General features: G+C 48.1%; 19 protein-coding genes. 7 read left to right on the forward strand and 12 right to left on the reverse strand.

The genetic code is table 11. The features are described 5' to 3' along the window. Window position 1 precedes the first annotated feature (1 nt). The 4 genes from map to PV783_RS31515 all read right to left on the reverse strand — a co-directional run bounded on the left by map (window position 2) and on the right by PV783_RS31515 (window position 2,497). The gene (map, locus tag PV783_RS31500) at window positions 2-766 is read right to left on the reverse strand and encodes a type I methionyl aminopeptidase (protein WP_079472013.1); all 765 of its coding nucleotides are present in this window, start codon (window positions 764-766) and stop codon (window positions 2-4) included. A gap of 77 nt (window positions 767-843) precedes the next feature. Beyond that, window positions 844-1,275, reverse strand: coding sequence for a preQ(1) synthase (locus tag PV783_RS31505; protein WP_079472014.1), 432 nt, complete (start codon window positions 1,273-1,275; stop codon window positions 844-846). Between the two features lie 78 nt (window positions 1,276-1,353). Then, window positions 1,354-1,884: an RNA 2'-phosphotransferase gene (locus tag PV783_RS31510; RefSeq protein ID WP_420990788.1), complete on the reverse strand. Its 531-nt coding sequence runs from the start codon at window positions 1,882-1,884 to the stop codon at window positions 1,354-1,356. Window position 1,885: 1 nt separating this feature from the next. After that, window positions 1,886-2,497, reverse strand: coding sequence for an NADAR family protein (locus PV783_RS31515; RefSeq protein WP_420990789.1), 612 nt, complete (start codon window positions 2,495-2,497; stop codon window positions 1,886-1,888). Between the two features lie 284 nt (window positions 2,498-2,781). Here PV783_RS31515 and PV783_RS31520 point away from each other — a divergent pair, with 284 nt between their 5' ends. From PV783_RS31520 to PV783_RS31535, 4 genes are all read left to right on the forward strand, one after another. Next, on the forward strand, window positions 2,782-3,207 hold the full coding sequence (locus tag PV783_RS31520; RefSeq protein ID WP_200817326.1) for an organic hydroperoxide resistance protein: 426 nt from the start codon (window positions 2,782-2,784) through the stop codon (window positions 3,205-3,207). Window positions 3,208-3,217: 10 nt separating this feature from the next. Beyond that, on the forward strand, window positions 3,218-3,895 hold the full coding sequence (locus PV783_RS31525; RefSeq protein ID WP_363436248.1) for a type 1 glutamine amidotransferase domain-containing protein: 678 nt from the start codon (window positions 3,218-3,220) through the stop codon (window positions 3,893-3,895). Window positions 3,896-3,919: 24 nt separating this feature from the next. Further along, window positions 3,920-4,348, forward strand: coding sequence for a MarR family winged helix-turn-helix transcriptional regulator (locus PV783_RS31530; RefSeq protein ID WP_079472017.1), 429 nt, complete (start codon window positions 3,920-3,922; stop codon window positions 4,346-4,348). 86 nt (window positions 4,349-4,434) lie between these two features. Next, window positions 4,435-5,793, forward strand: a complete 1,359-nt coding sequence (locus PV783_RS31535) for a Gfo/Idh/MocA family oxidoreductase (RefSeq protein WP_111578258.1) — start codon at window positions 4,435-4,437, stop codon at window positions 5,791-5,793. Between the two features lie 76 nt (window positions 5,794-5,869). Here PV783_RS31535 and PV783_RS31540 read toward each other — a convergent pair whose 3' ends face one another. The 7 genes from PV783_RS31540 to rhaT form a co-directional block, all read right to left on the reverse strand. Beyond that, on the reverse strand, window positions 5,870-7,642 hold the full coding sequence (locus PV783_RS31540; protein WP_420990790.1) for an alpha-L-rhamnosidase C-terminal domain-containing protein: 1,773 nt from the start codon (window positions 7,640-7,642) through the stop codon (window positions 5,870-5,872). Between the two features lie 24 nt (window positions 7,643-7,666). Further along, window positions 7,667-10,873 carry a glycosyl hydrolase gene (locus tag PV783_RS31545; protein ID WP_420990791.1) on the reverse strand — a complete coding sequence of 1,069 codons (3,207 nt, stop codon included), beginning with the start codon at window positions 10,871-10,873 and terminating at the stop codon, window positions 7,667-7,669. A gap of 113 nt (window positions 10,874-10,986) precedes the next feature. Continuing rightward, entirely contained in the window at window positions 10,987-11,922 is a 936-nt protein-coding gene (locus tag PV783_RS31550; RefSeq protein WP_420990792.1) for an alpha/beta hydrolase, read from the reverse strand. 35 nt (window positions 11,923-11,957) lie between these two features. After that, complete coding sequence (locus tag PV783_RS31555) at window positions 11,958-13,355, reverse strand: FGGY-family carbohydrate kinase (protein ID WP_420990793.1); 1,398 nt, start codon at window positions 13,353-13,355, stop codon at window positions 11,958-11,960. A 13-nt stretch (window positions 13,356-13,368) separates the two neighbouring features. Next, complete coding sequence (locus tag PV783_RS31560; protein ID WP_420990794.1) at window positions 13,369-14,643, reverse strand: TIM barrel protein; 1,275 nt, start codon at window positions 14,641-14,643, stop codon at window positions 13,369-13,371. Between the two features lie 34 nt (window positions 14,644-14,677). Beyond that, complete coding sequence (locus PV783_RS31565) at window positions 14,678-16,804, reverse strand: bifunctional aldolase/short-chain dehydrogenase (protein WP_420990795.1); 2,127 nt, start codon at window positions 16,802-16,804, stop codon at window positions 14,678-14,680. A 42-nt stretch (window positions 16,805-16,846) separates the two neighbouring features. After that, complete coding sequence (gene rhaT, locus PV783_RS31570; protein ID WP_079472025.1) at window positions 16,847-17,902, reverse strand: L-rhamnose/proton symporter RhaT; 1,056 nt, start codon at window positions 17,900-17,902, stop codon at window positions 16,847-16,849. Window positions 17,903-18,092: 190 nt separating this feature from the next. Here rhaT and PV783_RS31575 point away from each other — a divergent pair, with 190 nt between their 5' ends. The 3 genes from PV783_RS31575 (at window position 18,093) to PV783_RS31585 (ending at window position 21,891) form a co-directional block, all read left to right on the forward strand. Then, window positions 18,093-19,124: a GntR family transcriptional regulator gene (locus tag PV783_RS31575; RefSeq protein ID WP_079472026.1), complete on the forward strand. Its 1,032-nt coding sequence runs from the start codon at window positions 18,093-18,095 to the stop codon at window positions 19,122-19,124. Window positions 19,125-19,158: 34 nt separating this feature from the next. After that, a complete protein-coding gene (locus PV783_RS31580; protein ID WP_079472027.1) occupies window positions 19,159-19,395 on the forward strand; it encodes a VF530 family DNA-binding protein in 237 nt (78 codons plus the stop codon). Between the two features lie 138 nt (window positions 19,396-19,533). Then, window positions 19,534-21,891, forward strand: coding sequence for an ABC transporter permease (locus PV783_RS31585; RefSeq protein WP_420990796.1), 2,358 nt, complete (start codon window positions 19,534-19,536; stop codon window positions 21,889-21,891). Here the strand turns inward: PV783_RS31585 and PV783_RS31590 are convergent, their stop codons facing one another. Next, window positions 21,892-22,410 (reverse strand): 3'-5' exoribonuclease domain-containing protein, encoded by a 519-nt coding sequence (locus PV783_RS31590; RefSeq protein ID WP_111578265.1) that lies wholly within the window; start codon window positions 22,408-22,410, stop codon window positions 21,892-21,894. It abuts the gene before it with no gap. Window positions 22,411-22,690: the final 280 nt, after the last annotated feature.

The following is a 22,690-nucleotide window of genomic DNA, read 5'->3' on the forward strand; positions in this document are numbered from 1 at the left end:
CTTAGTTCCAGATTTCATTGGCAGCCGTGAGGATCACCGGTTCGTGGTCGGTTACCACGATGGTGTGTTCGTGTTGCGCAACAAAGCCGCCCTTGTTGCCCACCAGTGTCCAGCCATCATTGCTTTGATTGGCAAAAGAGGAGATGGTGGAAATAAAGGTTTCTATTGCCACTACAGAATTCTTTTTAAAACGGGTGCGGTTAAAACGGACATAACAGTTGAGGATGTCATCCGGCGATTCGTGGAGGCTACGGCCAACGCCATGTCCGGCGAGGTTGCGGATTACGGTGTATCCTGATTTGCGCGCCTCGGTTTCAATCAGCTTGCCAACGTCTGCCACGCGTGTGCCTCCTTTGATATACTGGATAGCCTTATAAAGAATTGCTTTCGAAGCGCTCACCAGCGCCTGGTGCTGATGGATGTCTTCACCCAACACAAAGGAGCCGCCATTATCTGACCAGTAGCCATTCAGCTCTGCAGATACATCGATGTTCACGAGATCGCCTTCCTGCAGTATTTTTTTGCCGGATGGAATGCCATGCGCAATTTCATTGTTCACGCTGATACAGGTCCAGCCCGGGAAGCCATAGGTGAGCTTTGGGGCCGACTTAGCGCCTAATGCGTTTAATATCTCTCCACCATATTCATCTATTTCTTTTGCGGTCATACCCGGTCTGGCATAATTCCTCATTTCCTTCAGTGTAACGGCTACTGCTTCACTCACTCTTTTCATGCCATCGAGTTCCGCTTCTGTAGTTATAGACATAGTTATTTTTCTTTAAAAATACTGATAAAAAAACAAAGCCCGCAAGTTATGCGGGCGTCGTCAGATTGTTTTAACAATTACATGAGGATGCCCCACTCATCATCCCGCTCCGGATAATCCCTGAAACGTTCCGTACCGCCTCTGTCTTTCCAGTCGGAATCAATTACCAGCTTGGAACTGATACCACCCCTGGGATTACAGATGAGTGTGATACGCAAACGATCGGCCTCATACACTTCCATCATATGATCATAAATGATATTGATGAGCCGCTCATACGATACAATGATATCACGCAAATGATATACATAATGCTTCAGCGACTTCAATTCAATGATCTTATTTTTTGGATAGAAAGTGATGTAGAGTTTGGCAAAATCGGGCTGCTCCTGCACGCCCAGGAAAGTAAACTCCGGCACCTTTATCTTCATCTCATATTTTTCCTTTGAGGGATTTGGTAATCCTTTCAGGATTGTTTTATCAATGTGTTGATAGAGCTTTTTAGACATATAGGCTTATGTTATTAACGTGGCGCAAAGTAATATTTCTCCGGATCAATTCACTTGTACATCTTCACAAGATAAGATTTATTGAATATACTTTACAGGCACTTCATCGGTAAGCCATACGCCGTTATCGGACAGGTAAAACAGGATGCCACTCCGGTGCATGTCGCCGCTGCGGATGGTAAGGATGTGTGGTACTCCCCTCCTGCTGCCTACTTTTTCTGCTGTGGCCCTGTCGTCTGTAAGATGTACATGTTGCCGGTTCATTTTCTGTAAACCGGTTTTGCGGATCTGTTCCATAAACCTCACCACGGTGCCGTGGTAGAGGAATTCCGGCGGTGTGGCCGGCGGCAGGTTCAGCGATACTTCCAGGGAATGTCCCTGGTTGGCGCGGATCATTGTTTTGTTTTCATTGAAAGAAAAACGTTGCTTATCATTTTCTGCTACAACGGTTTCCAGTTCTTCCATCGTGAAATGATGTCCGTTTGCCCTGCATTGCTGCAACAGCGTGTTCACATTTGCCCAGCCGTGGGCATCGAGCGTGAGTTGTATGGTATCCGGGCTATGCCGGAGAATAAAGCTCAGTAGTTTACTGATTGATTTGTTGTTCATATTATTTAAGTTGATCCCGCACTACCATGAGCGCATAACCGAGCAGGTTATGACCGCGCCACTGCAGGGGATTTTCCACATGTTCATTGGAAGCCGCCATACCAATGCCCCATATACGGTCCATCGGACTGGCTTCTACTAAAATACGGTCATGTGTATTGAGTAAAAAAGTTTTTAAATCCGGGTGCTGTGAAAACTTATGAAGATTTCCATTCACTACCAGGTCAAATTTATGCGTGTCCCAGGCGGCGGCGTCGAAGTTCTTTACTTGTCTGCCGAGCTTTTTTGCTTCATCCGGCGTGTTCACCAGCAGGATCTTCTGCAGGGTAACATCATCGTTGAACAGCCTGGCTTTGCCCGCCATCATCCAGTGTTCCGCCGTTTTATAGGTGATGCCATCCACGGTGAAAGGAGCATGCCACCACTGGCTGAAACAGCTTTGGGTAACGCTGCCATCCGCAGATGGCTTGTGTCCCCAGAAGAAGATGAATTTTATTTTTTCTTTGGACTGATACTTTGCGATCAGCCAGTTGTTATCGTACTTCATTGTAAGCGAGTTTATGTTGATATCCAGTGTTTCGTGGGCGATGGCCATTCTTTTGTTCTTGTTCATGTTGTTTTAGTTTTTCACCGGGGCACTGGAATGTTGGCGGGGTTAACAGTTCCGTTGCACAGGTGCAGGGTTTAAAATTCGTTTACGTCATTATGACGCAAAGTAAAGAAATATTTTGCTAATGAGTATATTTTTTTTCGGGAGATAGGAAATGGAGTAAGGGAATCTGATAAATAAACCTGCGCGGAGGGTGTTAAGAAAGCTTGTTCTTCCCCTCTTCCTAAAAATAAATTTGGAATTTAATTGTACACAATCTAATTTTACAAAATAAATATAAAATACTCATGGAAAAAATCGAAAAGTTATACACGGCACACGCCACCGCCACCGGCGGAAGAAACGGACATGTTAGCTCATCAGACGGCGTACTGGACCTGGAAGTAAGAATGCCAAAGGAACTCGGCGGCAGCGGCGGTGCCTACACCAATCCTGAACAGTTGTTTGCTGCCGGCTATGCTGCCTGCTTCGACGGCGCCCTCAACCTGGTAATCAGAACGCAGAAAGTAACCGCAGGCACTACACAGGTAAATGCAGAAGTTAGCCTGGGCAAGAACAATAACGGCGGTTATGGGTTATCAGTAAAGCTACTGGTAGCAATTCCGGATGTGGAACCAAAACTGGCACAGGAACTGCTGGAAAAAGCACACCAGGTATGTCCTTATTCAAATGCTACCCGGGGTAATATTGAAGTAGAATTAGCATTGATCTAAACTCCATGTCATGAAAGTATTAATCGTACTAACCTCGCACGATGAATTAGGCAACACCGGTCATAAAACCGGTTTCTGGGTAGAAGAATTTGCTGCCCCGTATTATGTGCTGGCGGATGCAGGGGCCGAAGTGACGCTGGCTTCTCCCAAAGGCGGCCAGCCTCCCATTGATCCGAAAAGCGAGCTGCCTGAATTCCAGACAGAAGCTACCACCCGCTTTAAGCGCGATGAAGCGTTGCAGCAAAAACTGGCTACTACCCTGAAGCTCAACGAAGCAGATGCCTCCGACTATGATGCGGTGTTCTATCCCGGCGGTCATGGCCCACTGTGGGACCTCCACAATGATCCAAGTTCCATCTCACTGATTGAAACGTTCTACCGCCAGCATAAGCCTGTTGCATTTGTGTGCCACGCCCCTGCTGCATTGCTCAAAGTAAAAGGCCCGGATGGCGCGCCACTGGTGAAAGGAAAAGAAGTAACCGGGTTCAGTAACACGGAAGAAGAAGCAGTACAGCTCACCAACGTAGTGCCGTTCCTGTTAGAAGACGAGTTAAAGAAACTGGGAGGGATTTACAGCAAGGACCGCGACTGGCATTCATACGCACTGAAGGACGGATTGCTGATCACCGGTCAGAACCCTGCGTCCTCTGAAGCTGTAGCCCGGATATTAATGGAAACATTAGCTTAATTTTGTGTTGTTAAATAAGCGACCTTGAAACAACTGAAATTATCAAACCAACTTTGCTTCTCATTTTATGCCCTGTCGAGGCTGGTAACTTCACATTACCAGCCTTTACTTGGCCCATTGGATCTTACCTACCCGCAGTACCTCGTGATGCTGGTGCTATGGGAACATGATATCGTATCCGTAAAAACACTGGGGCAGCAACTGATGCTGGATTCCGGTACTTTAACGCCACTATTAAAAAGACTGGAAACAAAAAAGCTTATCAAACGTGTACGCAGCAAAGAAGATGAACGCAGCGTAAATATTCATTTAACCGCCGCCGGACGGCAATTGCAGCAAGAAGCGGCAGACATCCCCGAAAAGATCAGTTGCAGCATGGGTTTTACGGAGAAGGAATACGATACCCTTAAACCGATGATCAACAATATTCTGAAAAGACATGCTGACGAATAGCTGGTTTATTTCACTATGATTTCTTCCACTGAATTATTATCTTTCTCTCCTATAGTTTTGTAAACCTTATTTAATTATTCCACGCTATGGAGAATTTCAACATCAATCGTCGCCGCTTCCTCAAGGGAGCCACGGCTACGCTCGCGCTCTCTGCTATCGGCGCCAGTGCGCTTGATTTCATTAACCCCGCGAAACCTTTACGGGTAGCGCTTATCGGCACAGGATGGTATGGCAAAAGCGATTTATTCCGGCTGATCCAGGTAGCGCCGGTAAAAGTAGTAGCCCTTTGTGATGTGGATAAGAATATGCTGCAGGCCGCTGCAGAAATGGTGCGCAAACGGCAGTCCTCCGGTGAAACACCCCGCCTGTACGCCGACTACCGTAAACTGTTATCCGAGAATGAACTGGACATTGTATTGATAGGCACTCCCGACCACTGGCATGCCCTGCAAACCATTGAAGCCCTCAAAGCCGGCGCCAATGTATATGTGCAGAAACCTATCAGCGTAGATGTAATAGAAGGCGAAGCGATGGTGGCCGCCGCCCGCAAATACAACCGGGTGGTGCAGGTAGGCACCCAACGGAAAAGCACCCCACACCTCATTGATGCCAAAAAGAATATTGTAGATGCCGGCCTGCTCGGCAAAATATCACATGTGGAAATGTGCTGCTACTATCACATGCGCAACAACGGCAATCCACCCGTACAGGCAGTACCCGATTATTTCGACTACGACATGTGGACCGGCCCCGCTCCCCTGCGGCCTTACGATGGCTTGCCACATGTACGCTGGTGGCGCACTTTCATGGAATACGGCAACGGCATTATGGGCGATATGTGCGTGCATATGTTCGACACCGTACGCTGGATGCTGCAACTGGGCTGGCCCAAACGCATCAGCTCTACCGGCGGGATTTATGTACAGAAAGAAGGCAAATCGAATATTGCAGATACGCAATCGGCCATCTTTGAATACGACGGACTAAATTGTGTATGGCAACACCGCACCTGGGGAACAGCCGCCGATCCCAAATACCCATGGTCATTTAAATTGTATGGAGAGAAAGGCACCCTTGCCGCCAGCACCATGTCGTACGACTTTATCCCTGAAGGCAACGGTACTCCTATCCATAAAGATGTAGTATTCGAAAAGGAAAAGTACCCGGAAGACCTGACAGAACCAGCTATTGAGCTGAACGCTGCACCGGCCACACGCCTGCATATGCTGGACTTCCTGGGCGCTATTAAAAATGGCAGCAAACCGGTAGCGGATATAGAAGAAGGGCATATTTCCACTGCGAGCTGTATCCTCGCCAATATCTCCATGCAAACAGGACGGCCCGTAATATATGATCCGCAGAAACGGATCATTACCGGCGATCCTGCTGCCACAGCGTTATTGCAACGGCCGTATAGAAGTCCATGGATACATCCGGTGGTATAACTATTTTCAGCAACATAAATAAAAAGAACGGCCTCCTATGAGCACCGTTCTTTTTTTATCTTCCTAAAAAATAAAACTACTCCCTGATCACCTTCACCTGCGCAGGCGCTTTGATCTCCGACTTAATCTTTCCATCAGCCAGGCGTGTATGCTTCACCGTTACAATACCATAAGGCGTAGGAAAAGTACCCTCTGCAAATTGCAGATCTCCCAGGTGAGGCGTTACCTTAATCACTTTACATCCGGGCGCTACCACCGAAATGCCGAGTATGTGCTCCGTGAGCCACGGCGTAGGCCCGGAGGCCCAGCCATGACATAAACTATGACGGAACCCTTTATAACAATAAGCGCCATAGTCGCCATGAATATCTTTTTGCCCGGCCGGTACTATTTCATCAATGCGGGAAGCGTTGGGAAGCCAGTCCATATTAAAGTCTTCCCAGAACGTAGTGGCGCCCAGCTTCAGCATAGCGCCCCAGTAAGTGCGGATATCGTTTAGCCCTCCCTGGTAGTCGCCCGCTTTGGCTTTTGCCTGCAGCATATAGTAACCATAGAAGGTGGAATAATCCTTTACGCCACCCACGCCAATAATTTCATCGTTGATCTTTTTTGCGGGCACCAAACCTGATAACGCCATCAATGCAGCGGCCTGTTTGGAGCCGTTTGCATCGGGTACATTTAGCTTCAGCCGGGCAATAGCGGCTTCGCATTTCTTCACGGTGGCTTCATCGTTGAGTACTTTGCTCAATGCAGCGCCTGCATCCAGCGTCATGATCATCATGGCCTGTAGCCCTGCATGAATGCCGGGTTTATTTTCACTGGAGGGCCAGTCGAGGAAGCGGGTACCGTCATGCAGGTCCTCACTGTTATTGGCGTCTATTTTCTTTGAGAGGTGATCCAGTAATCCTTTCAGGTAAGCGGCCTGTTGTTTCAGATATGCAAGGTTGCCGGTATGCTGGTACCAATCGCGCTGAATAAGCACCCACCACATGGAATACGACACCATGCCATTCATATACTGCGGCAACGGGGTAATATCGCGGGAAAGATCCAGGCTCTTTGGCACCACTTCATTATAGCCGAATACCGCGCTGATAGTAGATGTTTCCGGATGCATATCACCAATCCATACGAGACGGTCGCGTTTGATGCCATCCCATAAATAGTCCTGCATGTTCAGATGCACCGTGTATGCACCCGTCAGCCAGATCTGGTTCAGCAACGTATCGCTGCATTTAAAAGAGCCCAGGTAAGGCAGATCGCGGTATACGAAGATGGCCCTCACTTCTTTGAGTTGCAGTTCCGTGTTGTCATCCAGCAGATCGATCCTTACAAAACGGAAACCGGTGTTGCCTACTTCGAGTTTACCCAGCCACGGTACTTCTACAATCATATCGCGTACGGCGTGGTCGTTGGTGGCATTCTTCCCGGGTTCAATATCACTCATCGCTTCACTTACAGATTCACCAAAGCGTACCCGCAGTTTTACCGGCTTACCGCTTTTATACATCCCCGTAACCAGTTGCAAACCGCCATGCAGTTCTTTGCCAAAGTCAAACAACAAGGCAGGATGTACGGCAGCCGTGCTTTTCAGCACGCACATGTTCTGATTGGCCAGGTCGGCTTGCCCGTTGCCGGCTAACAGGAAACGTTGTGCGTTGAAAATATGCTCACCGGCATTAGGTGTTTGCCATATAATTTTTTCGGGAGATAAATACCTGCGTACCGTTGCTGTTGCCTGGACCGTAGCCATACGACTGCTGTCGAACACCGGTGGCAGCTGGGCCCGGGACGAAACAGCACCTAACATTACTACTGCTAACTGTAAGATCCGGTTATATATTTTCATGTGATCAGGTTCTTTTGACTGTACTTAATATTTTACCGCAATGAGTTTTACGGGTCCTATCAGGCCGGCAGACTGATAAGTAGCTGTCGGCGTGTATGGGTTCACGTTACTCCATGTTTTTCTTTCGGTAACAGGTAGTTTGCTGTCGCCAATGAGGCGGTTTACCCACGTGTTTACCACCGTTACTATTAGCTTGTTCTCTCCTTTTTTCAATGCTTGTTTTACATTTACCCGGTAAGGCGCCGTCCATACGTTGCCCAGCGCTACACCGTTCAGGGTTACATCTGCCATTACACTCACGGCGCCAAGATCCAGGTATGGTGTGGATTCCGCTGGTAGTTCATCTACCTTAAAAGTAATTTCATAAACAGCAGTACCGGAGTAATTACGGATCTGTTCATTGGGGTGCGTGCTCCAATCGGTCAACTGATCAAACACCACCGGTTGCGCAGGTCCGCGCTTTGCCGCATCAAAGCTCACTTTCCATGGCCCCTGTAACTGCGTTAGCGTAGTTGCTTCCGGGAAATTAATCCCATTGCCTGCTGTTGCTGCATGCTTACGGAATACTACGAATCCACTCTGGTAAGGGGCTAACGTTAACGGCACTACGGTATGTGATGATTGTTGCGTAAACTCTTTCAGGTCAAGGGTTTCACCGGTTACGGCATCCCACCACTCCGGTTGTTTACCCAACACGCGGAAGGCGGGTGATAAGGTGATTTGCTGATCCGACTGATTGGTGATAAAATATATTTCTCCATCTGTGGTGGTGCGATGCGTATACAATGCCTGTTCGGGCAGCTGCGCCACATCTGCGGGCAATTGCAGGATGCTCAGTGCCTGCGGCATATCTATTCCACTAAGCACCTGCCCTTTGCCATATTTCCTTTGATGCTCCTGGTTGTTGCCCCACAGTTCCGTGGCCAGTTTTTGCACTTTCGCATCCGCGGATGGATACTGCTGTAAGCTGGGAGATCGTTTGGGTGCAGGTCCCAGGATGGTGGCGCCTTCTTTTACCAGCTGCGCAATTTTCTCCAGCAGCTCCGGCCGCATGGTTTCCAGCTGCGGCAGTACCAGCAAACGATAGCTCATACCATCCGGCAGTACCAACCTGCCATCCTTTACACGCAGGCGTTCCTGGATCACTTCTGCATTGATGTAATCATAGGAGTATCCTTTCGGTAGTTCGGGGTTTCTTACACCTGTCATTTTAGGTGCATCTTCCCCGATGAAGTAGGCGATATCATTTACTGCCTTACCTTGTTGCAGGAGGTAGTTACATCTCCTGATATAATCTATAAATGCTTTACCCTGGTAAAACCAGGTGTTCTTCCTGTTAAACTCGGTGCCAAAACCTGCGTTCACACCGGGTTCGCGGTCATCATATGGTTGCTCAATGAACACATGCAGGAGACTGTGATTGATCCCTTCGGTAAAAGACCAATCGCCACGACGCTTCAGCAGCGCGGGATAGCGGCCGTATGCATTACCGCCGGCAGTAAAAGATTCTGCGGCTACTCTTGTTTTGCCATAAATATGCGCGGCAGAAGAGGCTGCGCGGCACTCGATATTGCCGAGCGTTCCTTCATTCCAGAATTCACCCGCAATTTCATCCGACTGGCCGCCGTATTTCAGGAACTCCGAAGGGAACCCCCAGTGGCCGTAGTTTTCCAGCCATAGCTTCATCCCGTCTTTATGACTGGCTTTACGCAACCCGGCTACGTATTTATAAGCTACCCGGTCGGCTATCAGGCGGCGCAGATCCCAGAGGAAACGATCCGACTGATCAGGGGTGCCCACTACCCTTCCGGATAACACAGGCAACCACGGCAACGGATCGTAGCCATATTGTTTTTTAAAATCATCCGCCATGTCATCGGTCCAGTTTTGCGAACCGGTTTCATAGCTGTCTGCCACCACCCATTTGAGTGAGGTGCGTTCCGCTGCGGGAATGCTGTTGCGGATCTTGCCTACAAAGGCGTCATAATGGTACTGCGACCATTCATCGCTGATCTTGTCTATTTCCAGCCCTGTGCCTTCCGGTGAAGCGGGGCCATTGGTAACGCCCGTGGGCAACATACCATAGCGCACTACTATCCAATTGCCGGCAGGTACCTTCCAGTTGAGGGTGCCATTGGCTGATAAATTTTTAGTGAGATTAATAACTTTGGTGGGATCAATGATCAAACCGGCGCCGGATACTTCCGCCTCCTGCGGCCACTGGTATTCGTTCCATAACGGCAGTGGCGTCTGGAACATTTTGGCCAGCTGCTTTTCTTCAAAGCGTTCAATGCGTGGGGCCGTGAGGAGCTTTATTTCTGCCAGCGCAGGATTGCCTTCGCTGATCACCAGCCTGAACTGCTTTCCGGTAGTAGCTTTAAAGGAAACGGCTACCGGTGCATAGGGTTTAAAGCCCACATTATTTTGCGGGTTGCTGCGGTCAAATTCAAAACTCTTTACGCTGCGCCAGCTATCCCCTTCTTTTACCTGTAGTTCAAACTGTGCTTTGAAAGGCTTTGCGGCCGGGTAAATGATGAGGCTCCGCGCGGTGAAATTGCCGGTTACTTCCAGGTCGATGTGAGCGGGTGTTGGGCGACCAACCGGTGTGGTAACGGTTACTTCTTCCGTAGTATTTCCATCTGTCAGTTTTTCAATATGCTGAAACACGATGTTGGAGGTGATACGTGGCGTATGTTTACCAATATCATCGCCATCGCCATCAGGCACGGGAAAAGCCATTACAGCTACCGTCTGAAAATCCGCGGGACCTGCCGGCAGCTGTTGGGTATATTGCTGAGGGCCATGAATCGTCACTTCTTCACCGGCGAGATAGCGCATCGATTGTGAGGGCTTAATCCAGGGACCGCCACTCTGGCTCCAACCCGGGCTGTTGAACAGGCCAATATCCAGCCCTTTTTCTGAAGCCGTGCGTATAGCCGTACGGGTTACCTGCCACCATTCATCGGAAAACAGCTTAACGTTTCCGTAAGGAACCTCTTCTTTCGGATAACCTATATTACCGATAAAAGCCCGGCCAATGCCCACTTTTACCATTGCTTCCACATCCTGCTTTACACCTTCCTGCGAAATATTATCACTCATCCAATACCAGTATACACTTGGCTTAACGCTATCCGGTGGCGTTACAAATCCGTGTTGCAAAGGCGTGTGTTGTCCGCTGGCAGTTAATGCAGCCGACAACAACAGTGCAGCGGCGCCGTACTTTTTCATAACGGGAGTATACATACTTTAAATCTTCGTTTAACCGTAAAAGTTATGGTAACAGATGCCCGGTTGCCGGACTTTCGTCAGCAACAGGATATCTCCCAAAGTAAAAAACGTTATCAGTATAACTGTCCTGTACCTCCCTGCAGCAACGGGTTGCCCGGGTTGAGCATACCCATGCGGCCCAGCCATTTCATGGTGATCTGCATCCATACGTCTGTTGGCAGCTTCAATACAAAGCCGTGGTTGCCTTCGGGATAAATATGCATTTCCGCCGGTACGTGCTGGTGGCGCAGGGCCTGGTAAAAAAGGAGACTGTTATCTACGTCTACCACCGTATCGTCGCCGGTATGAAACAGGATGGTGGGTGGTGTTTGTGGTGTTACCTGCCGGTCGTTGGAATAATTTTTTATGGCTTCTTCTCCCGGCTCACTGCCAATTAACCGCAAACGGGAACCGGGATGCGTAAGGTTCTTTTCCATGCTGATCACCGGGTACACCAGGATCATAAAATCGGGGCGCAGGTTGATGCCCGCATTGGCTGCCAGCACCGGTTTGTTGAAATGGGTTCCTGTGGTGGAAGCCAGGTGCCCGCCGGCAGAGAAACCCATAATGCCTACGCGGCTATTATCGATGTTCCATTCAGCGGCATGCGAGCGGATTATTTTCATGGCTTCCTGTGCATCCTGCAAAGGACCGCTGCTTTTATCCTGCATGATCTTATCATCCGGTAAGCGGTATTTGAGTACAAAGGCAGCGATGCCTTGCTTTACAAAATACTCCGCGATACTGAGTCCTTCCCGCTGAAATACGACTGCGCGATAACCACCACCCGGACAAATTAATACCGCTGTACCGGTGGCCTTGTCTTTTGGCGGCAGGTAAGCCGTTAAAGTGGGCACACTGGTATTTGTACGGTTATTGTCTTTGTCGGTTACTTCTTCGTCCGGACCGGCAATTCCGCCGGGAGGAAGCCCGTTGTATAAAGGCATTACGGTTTGTGCATTGGCAACAATGGCAGCGAAGCTGAAGAGCAGGATAAGGAGGGCGCGCATAATATTATTTATTGGCAGTAATGATAATCAAAACTTCATAAAGTAGCATCATGTGTCACCGAATAATATTTCAGTTCTATCAGATCGTTGGGCATGGGCTTGCTGTTCCAGGACGAATGGATGGCCAGTGCTGCTCCCATCGCAGTAGCCTGCGCCATAGAGGCAGCAAAGATTTCAATATCGGGGAACAGCGCCGCCAGCAGGTTCATATAGATGGCGTTTTTACTGAATCCACCGTCAACGAATATACGTTTTACGCGGGCGCCTTTCAATACCCTGCTGGTAGCGATGTATTGCTGATTGGCAATATCCAGCATCAGCTGATGATAGGCTTCAATATCTGAAGAAAAAGTACCGAGATCGCGCTGCCCGAATACAGATGCCTGCATCCGCTGCTTGTCGGCCTCCAGTTGCGGCGCGTCCTGTTTATTCCTTTCTTTCAACTGGCGGATGATGCTGCCGTCATACTCAATCCCGCGATACCTGCCGGTATGCTGATCAAAATGGGCGGCAATACGTTTTACCTGCTGTTCATGCTCATAACCGGCAAACAGCCGGGAAGCCTTTACCGGCTTACCCTGGAAGGACATATAACATAAACAGTCTGCTTCCAGTTCTTCCGGTGTAAGTGGTGTATCGTTAAATGGATTTAAGCTGATGCACCAGGTGCCGGTGGAGATCAGTACAAAGGGTTCATGAAAATTTACCAGGTAAGGAATCAGTGCAGCGGAGCTGTCGTGCAGCCCGGTGCCCACTGCGTAGCTGTTGCCCGGGAAGGCGGCGGGCATTACTTCTCCGGAAGAAAAAAGAGGCGCCAGCTTTTCCAGCACCCCTTCCTTTATTAACCACGAATGATAATTGTTTTGTTTAAAATCCCACAGGTTGGTATGACAACCAATGCTGGTGATATCTGAGCAGGCTACACCCGACAGCAGGAAACTCATGTATTGCGGCAGGTGCAGCGCATACTTCATGCGACTGAATACTTCCGGTTGTTCGTACTTCAGCCGGTACAACTGCATGCCTGAATTGAGGCTTCCCAATACCGGTGACGCCGTTTGCACAGAGAAGGCGGTTTTGCCGCCATAGTTACTGTAAAACTGCTGACTCAATTCTTCCGGATATTCTTTCAGATAATTGTACAACGGAGTTAATGGACGCCCTTCTTCATCAATGTACACCAGGCTTGCGCCATAGGTTGAAAAGTTGATCGCTTTAATCGTTACATCTTTTCTGCTGAATACTTCTCTCAGGGAATCAAATACGGAGAGCCGGAGGCTTTCCAGGTTTTCACAGGGCGCGCCATCTTCATCCACGGTTTCCGTAAAACGGGCTGTCCGCTCAAAGATGATCCGGTACTGTTCATCAAAGAGAAACAGTTTCTTGTTGGTTTTTCCAACATCAAAAATAGCAATAACGGGAATTTCGGTCATAAACACATTTAAATTACAAACCAGTCGCCATTGTTTTAGCGCCTCTTTCACGGATCAGGTGTTCTCTCACTTTTTCAGCACGATACAAAGCTAACGGATTTAATGCACCGCCGGCCTGTATCCTGGCGGCAGCCACCAGGGAGCGCACATCTGTACGGAACGCCTGCTGCAATATTTCCTGGGCAGTAACTACATCGTTGTTCTGTTGTGCGGCCAACAGTTTCTTCCGGTCTACCAGCAACGCCTGCGCGTAGGTGATCATGATCGCTTCTACTGATTGCAGCAGATCTTCCAGCGGATCTTTTACGTTGTGCGAGGCATCTATCATCCAGCCCAGGTCTGTAGTATGATTCATGCCGCGGGCATCCATTCCTTCCACCAGTTCGTTGAAAATAAGGAATAGCTGGTAGGGTTTGATACTACCTACGGTGAGGTCATCGTCGCCATACTTGGAATCATTGAAATGGAAGCCACCGAGTTTACCTTCCATCAGCAGCAGGGCTACAATCTGCTCAATGTTGGCATTGGGCAGGTGATGTCCGAGATCTACCAGTGTATAGGCTTTGGGCCCCAGTTTATTGGCGTATAACAACGACTGTCCCCAGTCGCCCACCGTAGTGGAATAGAAATTAGGTTCTGCGGCTTTGTATTCCACGAATATTTTCCAGTGATCCGGCAGTGCCGCATAAATTTCCTGCAGCCCTTCCAGCGTGTTCTGGAAAGCATGGCGGAAATTCAGCTGACCGGGGAAGCACGAACCGTCGGACAGCCACACGGTGAGTGCATCAGAGCCCAGTTCTATACCATGACGGATCACTTCTATGTTATGTTCAATGGCTTGTTTGCGGATGTCTTTATTGACATGCTGCAGCGAGCCGAATTTATAGCTCCACTTCTGGCCCGGCTGATCCTGGAAGGTGTTGGAGTTCATCGCATCAAAGCGGAGGCCGTGTTGTGCAGCCATTGCTTTGATATGTGCAGGATTGGAGGGAATATCCCAGGGGATATGCAGCGAAATGGCGCCGCTGGATTGGTTCAGCTGATGAATCAACCCTATGTCTTCGATCTTTTCTTCCAGGTTCCGGGGTTCACCACCGCCGGGGAAACGGCCAAAGCGGGTACCACCGGTTCCGAGCGCCCAGCTGGGAATGCCCACCTGGAAAGCCATCAGCTGCTGCAATATTTCAGGCACATTTTTAATTTCCCCGGAGAGATATTCAAATGCACGCTGCTGCGCGGCCATTCCGGTCTGATTATGTTCTTCTATCCTGTATTTTTCGATTCTCATGATGATCTTTTTTAACGCAGATAAAACGATATTTTTATCTCACAAAAGCCATTGCTACACCACCATCCACATTCAGCACGTTGCCGGTAGCCTTGTTGAGTAATCCGCCTACAAAAGCATAGCAGGCGTTGGCGATATCTTCCGGTACAATGATTTCATTCAGCAGGGTACGTTTTGCATAGAATGCAGGCAGTTCTTCCACCTTTACGCCATATGCTTTGGCGCGGCCTTCTGCCCAGGCGCCGGCCCATATTTTACTATCGGAAATCACTGCATCGGGATTTACTACGTTCACGCGTATACGATCTTTTCCCAGCTCAGCGGCATTAAGACGGCTCAGGTGCAGTTGCGCTGCCTTGGCTGATCCATATCCTGCATTGTTAGGACCGGAAACCAATGCGTTTTTACTAACGATGTTCAGCACATCCCCGCCGGTGTCCTGCTTGCGCATGATTTCTACGCCGGTTTGTGTAACGAGGAACTGTCCTTTTACCAGTACATCGTACAGCAGGTCCCAGTCTTTTTCCGTATGATCTTCCAGTGGTTTGGAGATCGACAGTCCGGCGCAGTTTACAATGATATCCACCCCGCCAAAGGCCAGTACCGCGGTATTAAAGGTTTTATGAATAGATGCGGAATCGGTCACATCGAGCAGGTCGGCAGCAAATACATCTTTTCCGTACAGTTTATTAAACTCTTCCGTGGCAGATGCCAGTCGCTGTGCATCATTATCATTGATCACCACTACGGCGCCTTCTTCTGCAAACTTTTTAGCGATGGCTTTACCGATACCGCCGGCGCTGCCGGTTACCAGGGCAATTCTGCCGGTAAGCGCTTTCGGCTTTGGCATGCGTTGCAGCTTGGCTTCTTCCAGCAACCAGTATTCAATATTAAATGCTTCCTGCCGTGGCAGGGAGGTGTATTCAGAGATGGCTTCCGCGCCTTTCATTACATTGATGGCGTTGATATAAAACTCAGCGGCCACCCTGGCGGTTTGTTTATCTTTTGCGAAGGTGAACATGCCTACGCCGGGATACAGGATCACCACGGGGTTAGGATCGCGCATGGCCGGGCTGTTGGGATGTTTACAGGTATCGTAGTATTCTTTATACATTTCCCGGTAGGCGGTAAATAACGGCGCCAGGGATGTTTTTACGGTGGCTACGTCTTTCAGATCAGCATCCGGCAGAAGGTTCAGCACCAGCGGGCTGATCTTCGTGCGCAGGAAGTGATCGGGGCAGCTGGTACCCAGCGGTGCGAGCCTGTCGAGATCATTGGAGTTAATAAATTCAAGCACTCTTGCATCGTCGGTAAAATGGCCAACCATTTTCTGCTGAGAAGAGCAGTAGCCGCGTAAAACCGGCGCCAGTTCAGCGGCCTGGGCTTTACGAAGGTCGGGCGACAATGATTGTATTTTAGCGCCGCCAAACACAGGTTTATTACGACCGGTATTTTCCTGCAGGTATTCCGCGCAGCGTTCAATTACTTCCAGGGTATTGATATAACTTTCGTAAGCAGTGTCGCCCCAGGTGAACAGGCCGTGAGAGCCCAGCATAATACCGCGGATACCGGGATTTTCGTCGAGGCATTGCTTTAACTGCAATCCGAGGTCAAATCCGGGCTTTTGCCAGGGTACCCAGCCAATGGTGCCATTAAACAGCTCCTGCGTGATTTTCCGGCCGTCTTTTGCCGCCGCAATAGCAATGGCAGCATCCGGATGGAGGTGATCGATATGTTTAAAGGGAAGAAAACCATGCAGGGGGGTATCAATGGAGGGCGCTTTTGAGCTAAGATCGTAAATGCAGTGATTGAACAATTCCACCATTTCATCTTCATGCGCTATTCCCCTGTAAATATTCTGCAGGCTGCGGAGACGATCTACATACAGGGCAGCGAGGCCACTTTTCCTGAGCGTGCCCAGGTCCCCGCCGGAGCCTTTTACCCACATCACCTCTACCGGTTCTCCCGTTAAAGGATCTTTTGCGGTGGCTTTGCAGGAGGTGTTACCACCGCCGTAGTTAGTTAACCGGAGGTCTGCGCCGAGTAAATTGGAACGATAGATCAGCAAGGCTACTTCATCACCAGCCATAGCAGCGGCTGTTACTTCATCCCATAAATAGCTGACATGCCTGAATTGCGTAGTAGTTCCATCTAAAGACATACTCTATAATTTTTACGTTTTTAATTGCGATAATGCTGAGGGTTAATTTTCTAAAGAATTACCATATCCGACCAGGATTACAGAAAGAATAATGGTGAATATACCCAGGGAGATAGTAACGAATGTTTTTTTACTGGCATTTTTCCATTCCTTCAGCACAAAGCCCCACATACCGGAAATCAGGATAATAAAAGCCATGTGCAGGATCCAGGAGCTGGCATCATTGCCCAGTTTACTTTCTCCCATTCCATAAAAAAAGAATTGCAGGAACCAGGTAGTACCCGCGATTGCTGCAAATAAATAGTTCCTTACCAGCGGGGTGCTTTTGTTCGTATAGTCATTAAATGAGCGGTTACGCCTGTTGAGCAGCATGCACCAGATAAAATTGGTGGTGAGCCCTCCCAGCATAATCACTACAAAAATAACATTGTTCCGGAACAAAGGATTGGCATTGTTGGCTACCGCTGCCTTACCCATGCTGCTTCCGGCAGTAATGGCAAAACTCATGCAGGCGCTCAGGATACCTGAAACAATGGCTACCGCCAGCCCCTTACGAAGGTCAAATTCGAGGATGCTTTCAGTTTTCTGTTCACCGGTAAGCTCCTTTTCCTTGAGCATTCCCGCTCTTCCGCAAATAGCAATACCCACCAGGCATACCGCCACGCCGGATAGTACATACAAACCCCTGCTGCTGTGCAGCATAGCGCCCAGCGTATTGGGATCGTCTGTAAACAAACCACGGTAAATGGGCGGTATCAGTGCGCCAAAGGCAGAACAAAAGCCTAATGCTACCGCCATTCCCAGCGACATGCCGAGGTAACGCATGGACAAACCGAAGGTTAAACCGCCGATTCCCCACAGTACGCCCAGGAAGTAGGTCCAGAAAAGAATGGTGCCTTCCGTATTACGGATAATATCCATAAAACCGGGAACGGTTAACCAGGCGGCTACCAGCGGTACCACCAGCCAGGAGAAGATCCCGCCTACAATCCAGTAACTTTCCCAGCTCCATCCCTTTACCTTTTTGTAAGGGATATAGAAACTTCCCGATGCGAACCCACCTATAAAGTGAAATAAAACTCCCAGTAAAGCCTGCATAATGATATAGTAATTTGTAACGTGGAGATTAAAGTTTCATAAAAATAAAGCATGTACTTTTTTAAACTGTCATGGACTGTCATGGTTCCGGCCGGAGATAGCATTTATAGAATTAAATCACTATCATTGCCGGGAAAACAACCATGTTATAACCTGATAGCTAATTCCACGGATTAATACCTGATGAGCCATGAAACAACATCCGATTTTTAAATACCTTTTTATTGATGATTTTTCTGCTACGCCTAAATATTACCAGCTGGCCAACTCTATCATCAAAGCTATTGTAGACAAAAAAGTACAGCAGGATGATATACTGCCGTCCATCAATGAAGTCAGTTATGCCTTTGAAATTTCGAGGGATACCGCAGAAAAAGCATACAAATACCTGAAGGGGCTGGGTATCCTGGGGTCCGTTCCCGGAAAAGGCTACTATGTGTCGCAAACCAATCTTGACCAGCAATATAAGATACTGCTCCTGTTCAACAAACTGAGCGAGCACAAAAAAATCATCTATGATTCGTTTGCAGACAAGCTGGGGGAACAGGCCAATATCGACTTCTATATTTATAACAGCGATTTCAGTCTCTTTAAAAAATTGTTGTCACAAAACATCAATGAATATACACATATTGTGATACTTCCGCACTTCCGGGAAAGATGGGAGCATGTTGATGAAGTGATCAATACTATCCCGAAAGAGAAACTGATCCTGCTGGATAAAAAGCTGAAAGGTGTAACCGGCGAATACGGCGCAGTATATGAAAATTTCCAGGAAGATATTTACGGCGCCCTGGAACAGGCCAGGGACAAGCTGCAGCAATACCACACCATTAAAATCATTTACCCCGACAATACCTATTACCCGGAAGAAATTTACGAAGGGTTTATGCAATTCTGCCAGAACTATGCTTTTAACAGTAAAAAGGTAGAAGAAATAGGAGAAGAAGATATCCAGCCGGGAGATGTATATATTAACCTGCGGGAAAACGACCTGGTATTGCTGATAGAAAGGATCATTTCCTTAAACCTGAAGATAGGCAAAGATGTAGGGATCATTTCCTATAACGAAACGCCTTTGAAGAAATTCATCCTCAATGGCATCACCACCATTTCCACCGACTTTAAATGTATGGGAGAAATGGCGGCACAGCTGATCCTGGATAATTCCCGCGCACAAATAGAAGTACCGTTTTATGTAACCATGCGGGCATCTTTGTAATTAACTTACCTTTGGGCCATAAAAACGGAACAACATGGACACACCAGGCGCATCCAAAGACCCGCTGCACGGACTTACACTGGAAAAAATAGTGACACATCTTTATGAGAGCTATGGCTGGGAAGAACTGGGATACCAGGTAAGGATCAATTGCTTTATCAGCAATCCATCTGTGCAAAGCAGTTTAAAATTTCTCCGCAAAACGCCGTGGGCACGTAAAAAAGTAGAGGATTTTTATGTGTATTCTTTACGGAAGAAGTTATTGAAATGATGTCCGGAACCGGACACTCCCCCTTTAAAACCGGACATTTTTAATCCTTCAACACCTCCTTATCTACTGAAAACCAGCATTTTAATATGATGGCATTTACTTAGCTGCAAGTACGGTCCATCCTATAAATTGAATTCCATGTTCAGCAGTTATATTAAAACAGCTTTCAGGACAATTACGCGGAATTTCAGCTATACATTTCTCAATGTATTTGGCTTAACACTTAGTATTGCCGCCTGCCTGATCATCTTTCTCATTGTAAAAAATGAGTTGAGTTATGACAGCTTCCACAAAAAAGCGGATCGTACTTATCGTGTTAATTTGCATGCACTCGATTATAATCCCAGTACCTCGCTGGCAGTAGTACCCGCCCTGCGCAACGACTTCCCCGAACTGGAGCAAGTGTCGCAATACTGGTACCAGATCACCGGGCTGGTAAAAGCGGGTGATACGCGGTACAATGAAAAAGGATTTGCCTTCGCAGATGCTTCTTTCCTTCAGATATTTGATTATCACTGGCTGGCCGGAGATCCGCGCACTGCCTTATCGGAACCCAACCAGGTGGTGCTCACACGAAGCATTGCCGGAAAGTACTTTGGTACAAAAGACCCGATGGGCCAGGTGATTAACCTGAACAACCAGTTTAACCTTAAAGTAACCGGTGTTATTGAAGATTTGCCGGGCAATACCAGTCAGCCGTTTGTATTCCTGGCTTCCTACGAAACCATCAGGAAGGAAGTGCTGGCGCCGGCTGAGTTTTACAATATCAATGGTGGCAATGCTTTTGTGGTGCTGCCTGAGCACTACAACGTAGCAAAGTTACAGGCCAGGATGCCTGCCTTTATTACCAAAAACTGGGGCGCTGATGTCGCGTCAGGAGCAACCCTTTTACTGCAGCCGCTGAAAGAAATCCATTTTGACCAGCGTTACCTGGGTAACCCTGCCAGTCCTACCACCAGCCGGGAAACCTATTGGGGCCTTGCGATGGTGGCGCTGTTTATTATCATCACCGCCTGTATCAATTTCATCAATATGGCTACGGCCCAGGCTATACGCCGCGCAAAGGAAGTAGGTGTACGTAAAGTGCTGGGGGCTTACCGTGGTCAGCTGATCCGTCAATTCCTGGGTGAAACCACTCTGCTGGTATTGATGGCTGTTGTGCTGGGAACCATAGCAGCAGGAGTTTTGTTACCATTTGTAGCCACCTGGATGAACCTGAAGATCGGGGTATCGCAGTTAATGCAACCGCTAATTGTTGCGGTACTGGCAGCAATAACGGTAACGGTTATACTTTTAGCAGGCCTGTATCCTGCTTTTGTGCAGTCGGCCTTTGAACCGGCAACATCCCTTAAAAGCAATACGGGTATTACATTCCGGGGATTAGGATTAAGAAAGATATTGGTATCCACCCAGTTTGGCATTTCCCAGATACTGATTGCGGGTACGCTGATAGTTGGCTACCAGATGGACTTTCTCCAGAACCAGGACCTGGGCTTTAACAAAGAAGCAGTTGTTTCTTTCCCGGTACCCGACAGGAACAAGCGGGATATTTTAAAGGAGCAATTGCTTGCCAATCCCGGTGTAGCACAGCTGAGCTTTGCCTCGGGCTCACCGGTGAACGGAAGCAACTTCAGCGGGTTCCGCTGCCCCGCGGTGGGACTTACTGAAAACGATGTAACCGAAGTAAAAGCGATCGACGAACACTATATGGACATGTTTTCGATACAGTTACTGGCAGGCGAAAAAATCCGCCCAGGCACAGATGCCGACACGCTTCGCAGGGTGCTTGTAAACGAAACAATGATCCATAAAATGGGGATTCAGAACCCGGAGAAAGCACTGGGAATACACTTTTACATCAACGATGGCCCTGCGCTGATCACGGGTGTGGTGAAAGATTTCCAGAGTGAATCCCGGTATAAAAAGAGAAGACCTTGTATACTGGAATACAATGCCCGCGGTTTCGGAACGGCCAATATCCGGATCAAGCCTACTGATATGCGGAATACTATTGCAGGCATAGATAAATTATGGTCTGCATTATTTACAGAAAACCAGTTTGAGTATCAGTTCCTGGACGACCGCATTGCCAGCATGTATATACAGGAGCAAAAAATATACACCGCATTTAAGCTGTTTTCCTCCCTGGCCATCATCATTGGCTGCCTCGGATTGTATGGCCTGGTGGCCTTTGCAGCGGTGCAACGCACCAAAGAGGTAGGTATCCGTAAAGTATTAGGGGCTTCCCTTCTGAATATTGTCGGGCTATTTGCAAAAGAATTTATCCTGCTGATCTTTGTTTCCTTTTGCGTGGCGGCGCCTGTCGCCTGGTTTGTGATGACGCGCTGGCTGGACAATTTTGCTTATCAGACCCATATCGGTGGCGGTACTTTTCTTATTGCGATCTCGGTGTCTGTACTGATAGCGGGAGTTACAATCGCTTACCAGTCGGTGAAAGCCGGGCTGGTGAACCCGGTTAAAAGTTTGAGGGCGTAGCTACAACTTAATTTTCAGTCCCATTTCGCGTTTCATGGTAAGCAGCGCTTCTGCATTGCCTTTTGCATCATCTACGGGGTGATGCGTATGGGTTGTTTTGCGCAGGTGCTTGAACGTCTGGAAAGTATCCTTTGTGATGCCTTTGTACAGACTGCCAAGGTTTTGAGAACTGAATCCAAACGGGTTTTCACCAATAAAATGATGAAAATACCAGCAGATAAACATCCAGTCGAAACCGTTGTTATCGCTGATGAAAATGGGCCGGTCCTTACTAACGGAAGTGATCCATTGCTTAAAATCCTGCATCACCTGCGCAGGATCATTAAAGCCGAGGGTTTCTTCACGCGTGTGATTGGATACTGCCAGTGCTTCGGGAATAAATTTAGTGGAAATGGGTTTTAGCTGACCGTAAAAAGATTGATTCAGTTGTTCATTTACAAGGACGGCGCCAAAAGAAATCATAGAGTAATCGCCGGGAATGGGACCGTCTGTTTCAACGTCCACCATAATAAAAGCCATGTGTTATAGTTTGTTGCTTTGGGGTAACCAATGCGTTATACCTCTCACAAAAATATAAAAATATTATATAACAAAGAAAAAGGCATCCCGGCTATGCCAGGATGCCTTTAACGCCAAAGCGTTAACAGATTCTCTAATGGAGCCGCCCTGGTTAAACTAAATTAACCTTAGGTGTCCATGAATATTCTGTAGATAGCATGAATACCTCCTTTTCTTTGGTGAGTAATGAAACTACAACAAAATATCTGAATAAGAAAACGTTACTAGAAAAAAATAACAT

Source organism: Chitinophaga sp. CC14 (assembly GCF_048957795.1).
Taxonomy (GTDB): Bacteria; Bacteroidota; Bacteroidia; order Chitinophagales; family Chitinophagaceae; genus Chitinophaga; species Chitinophaga ginsengisegetis.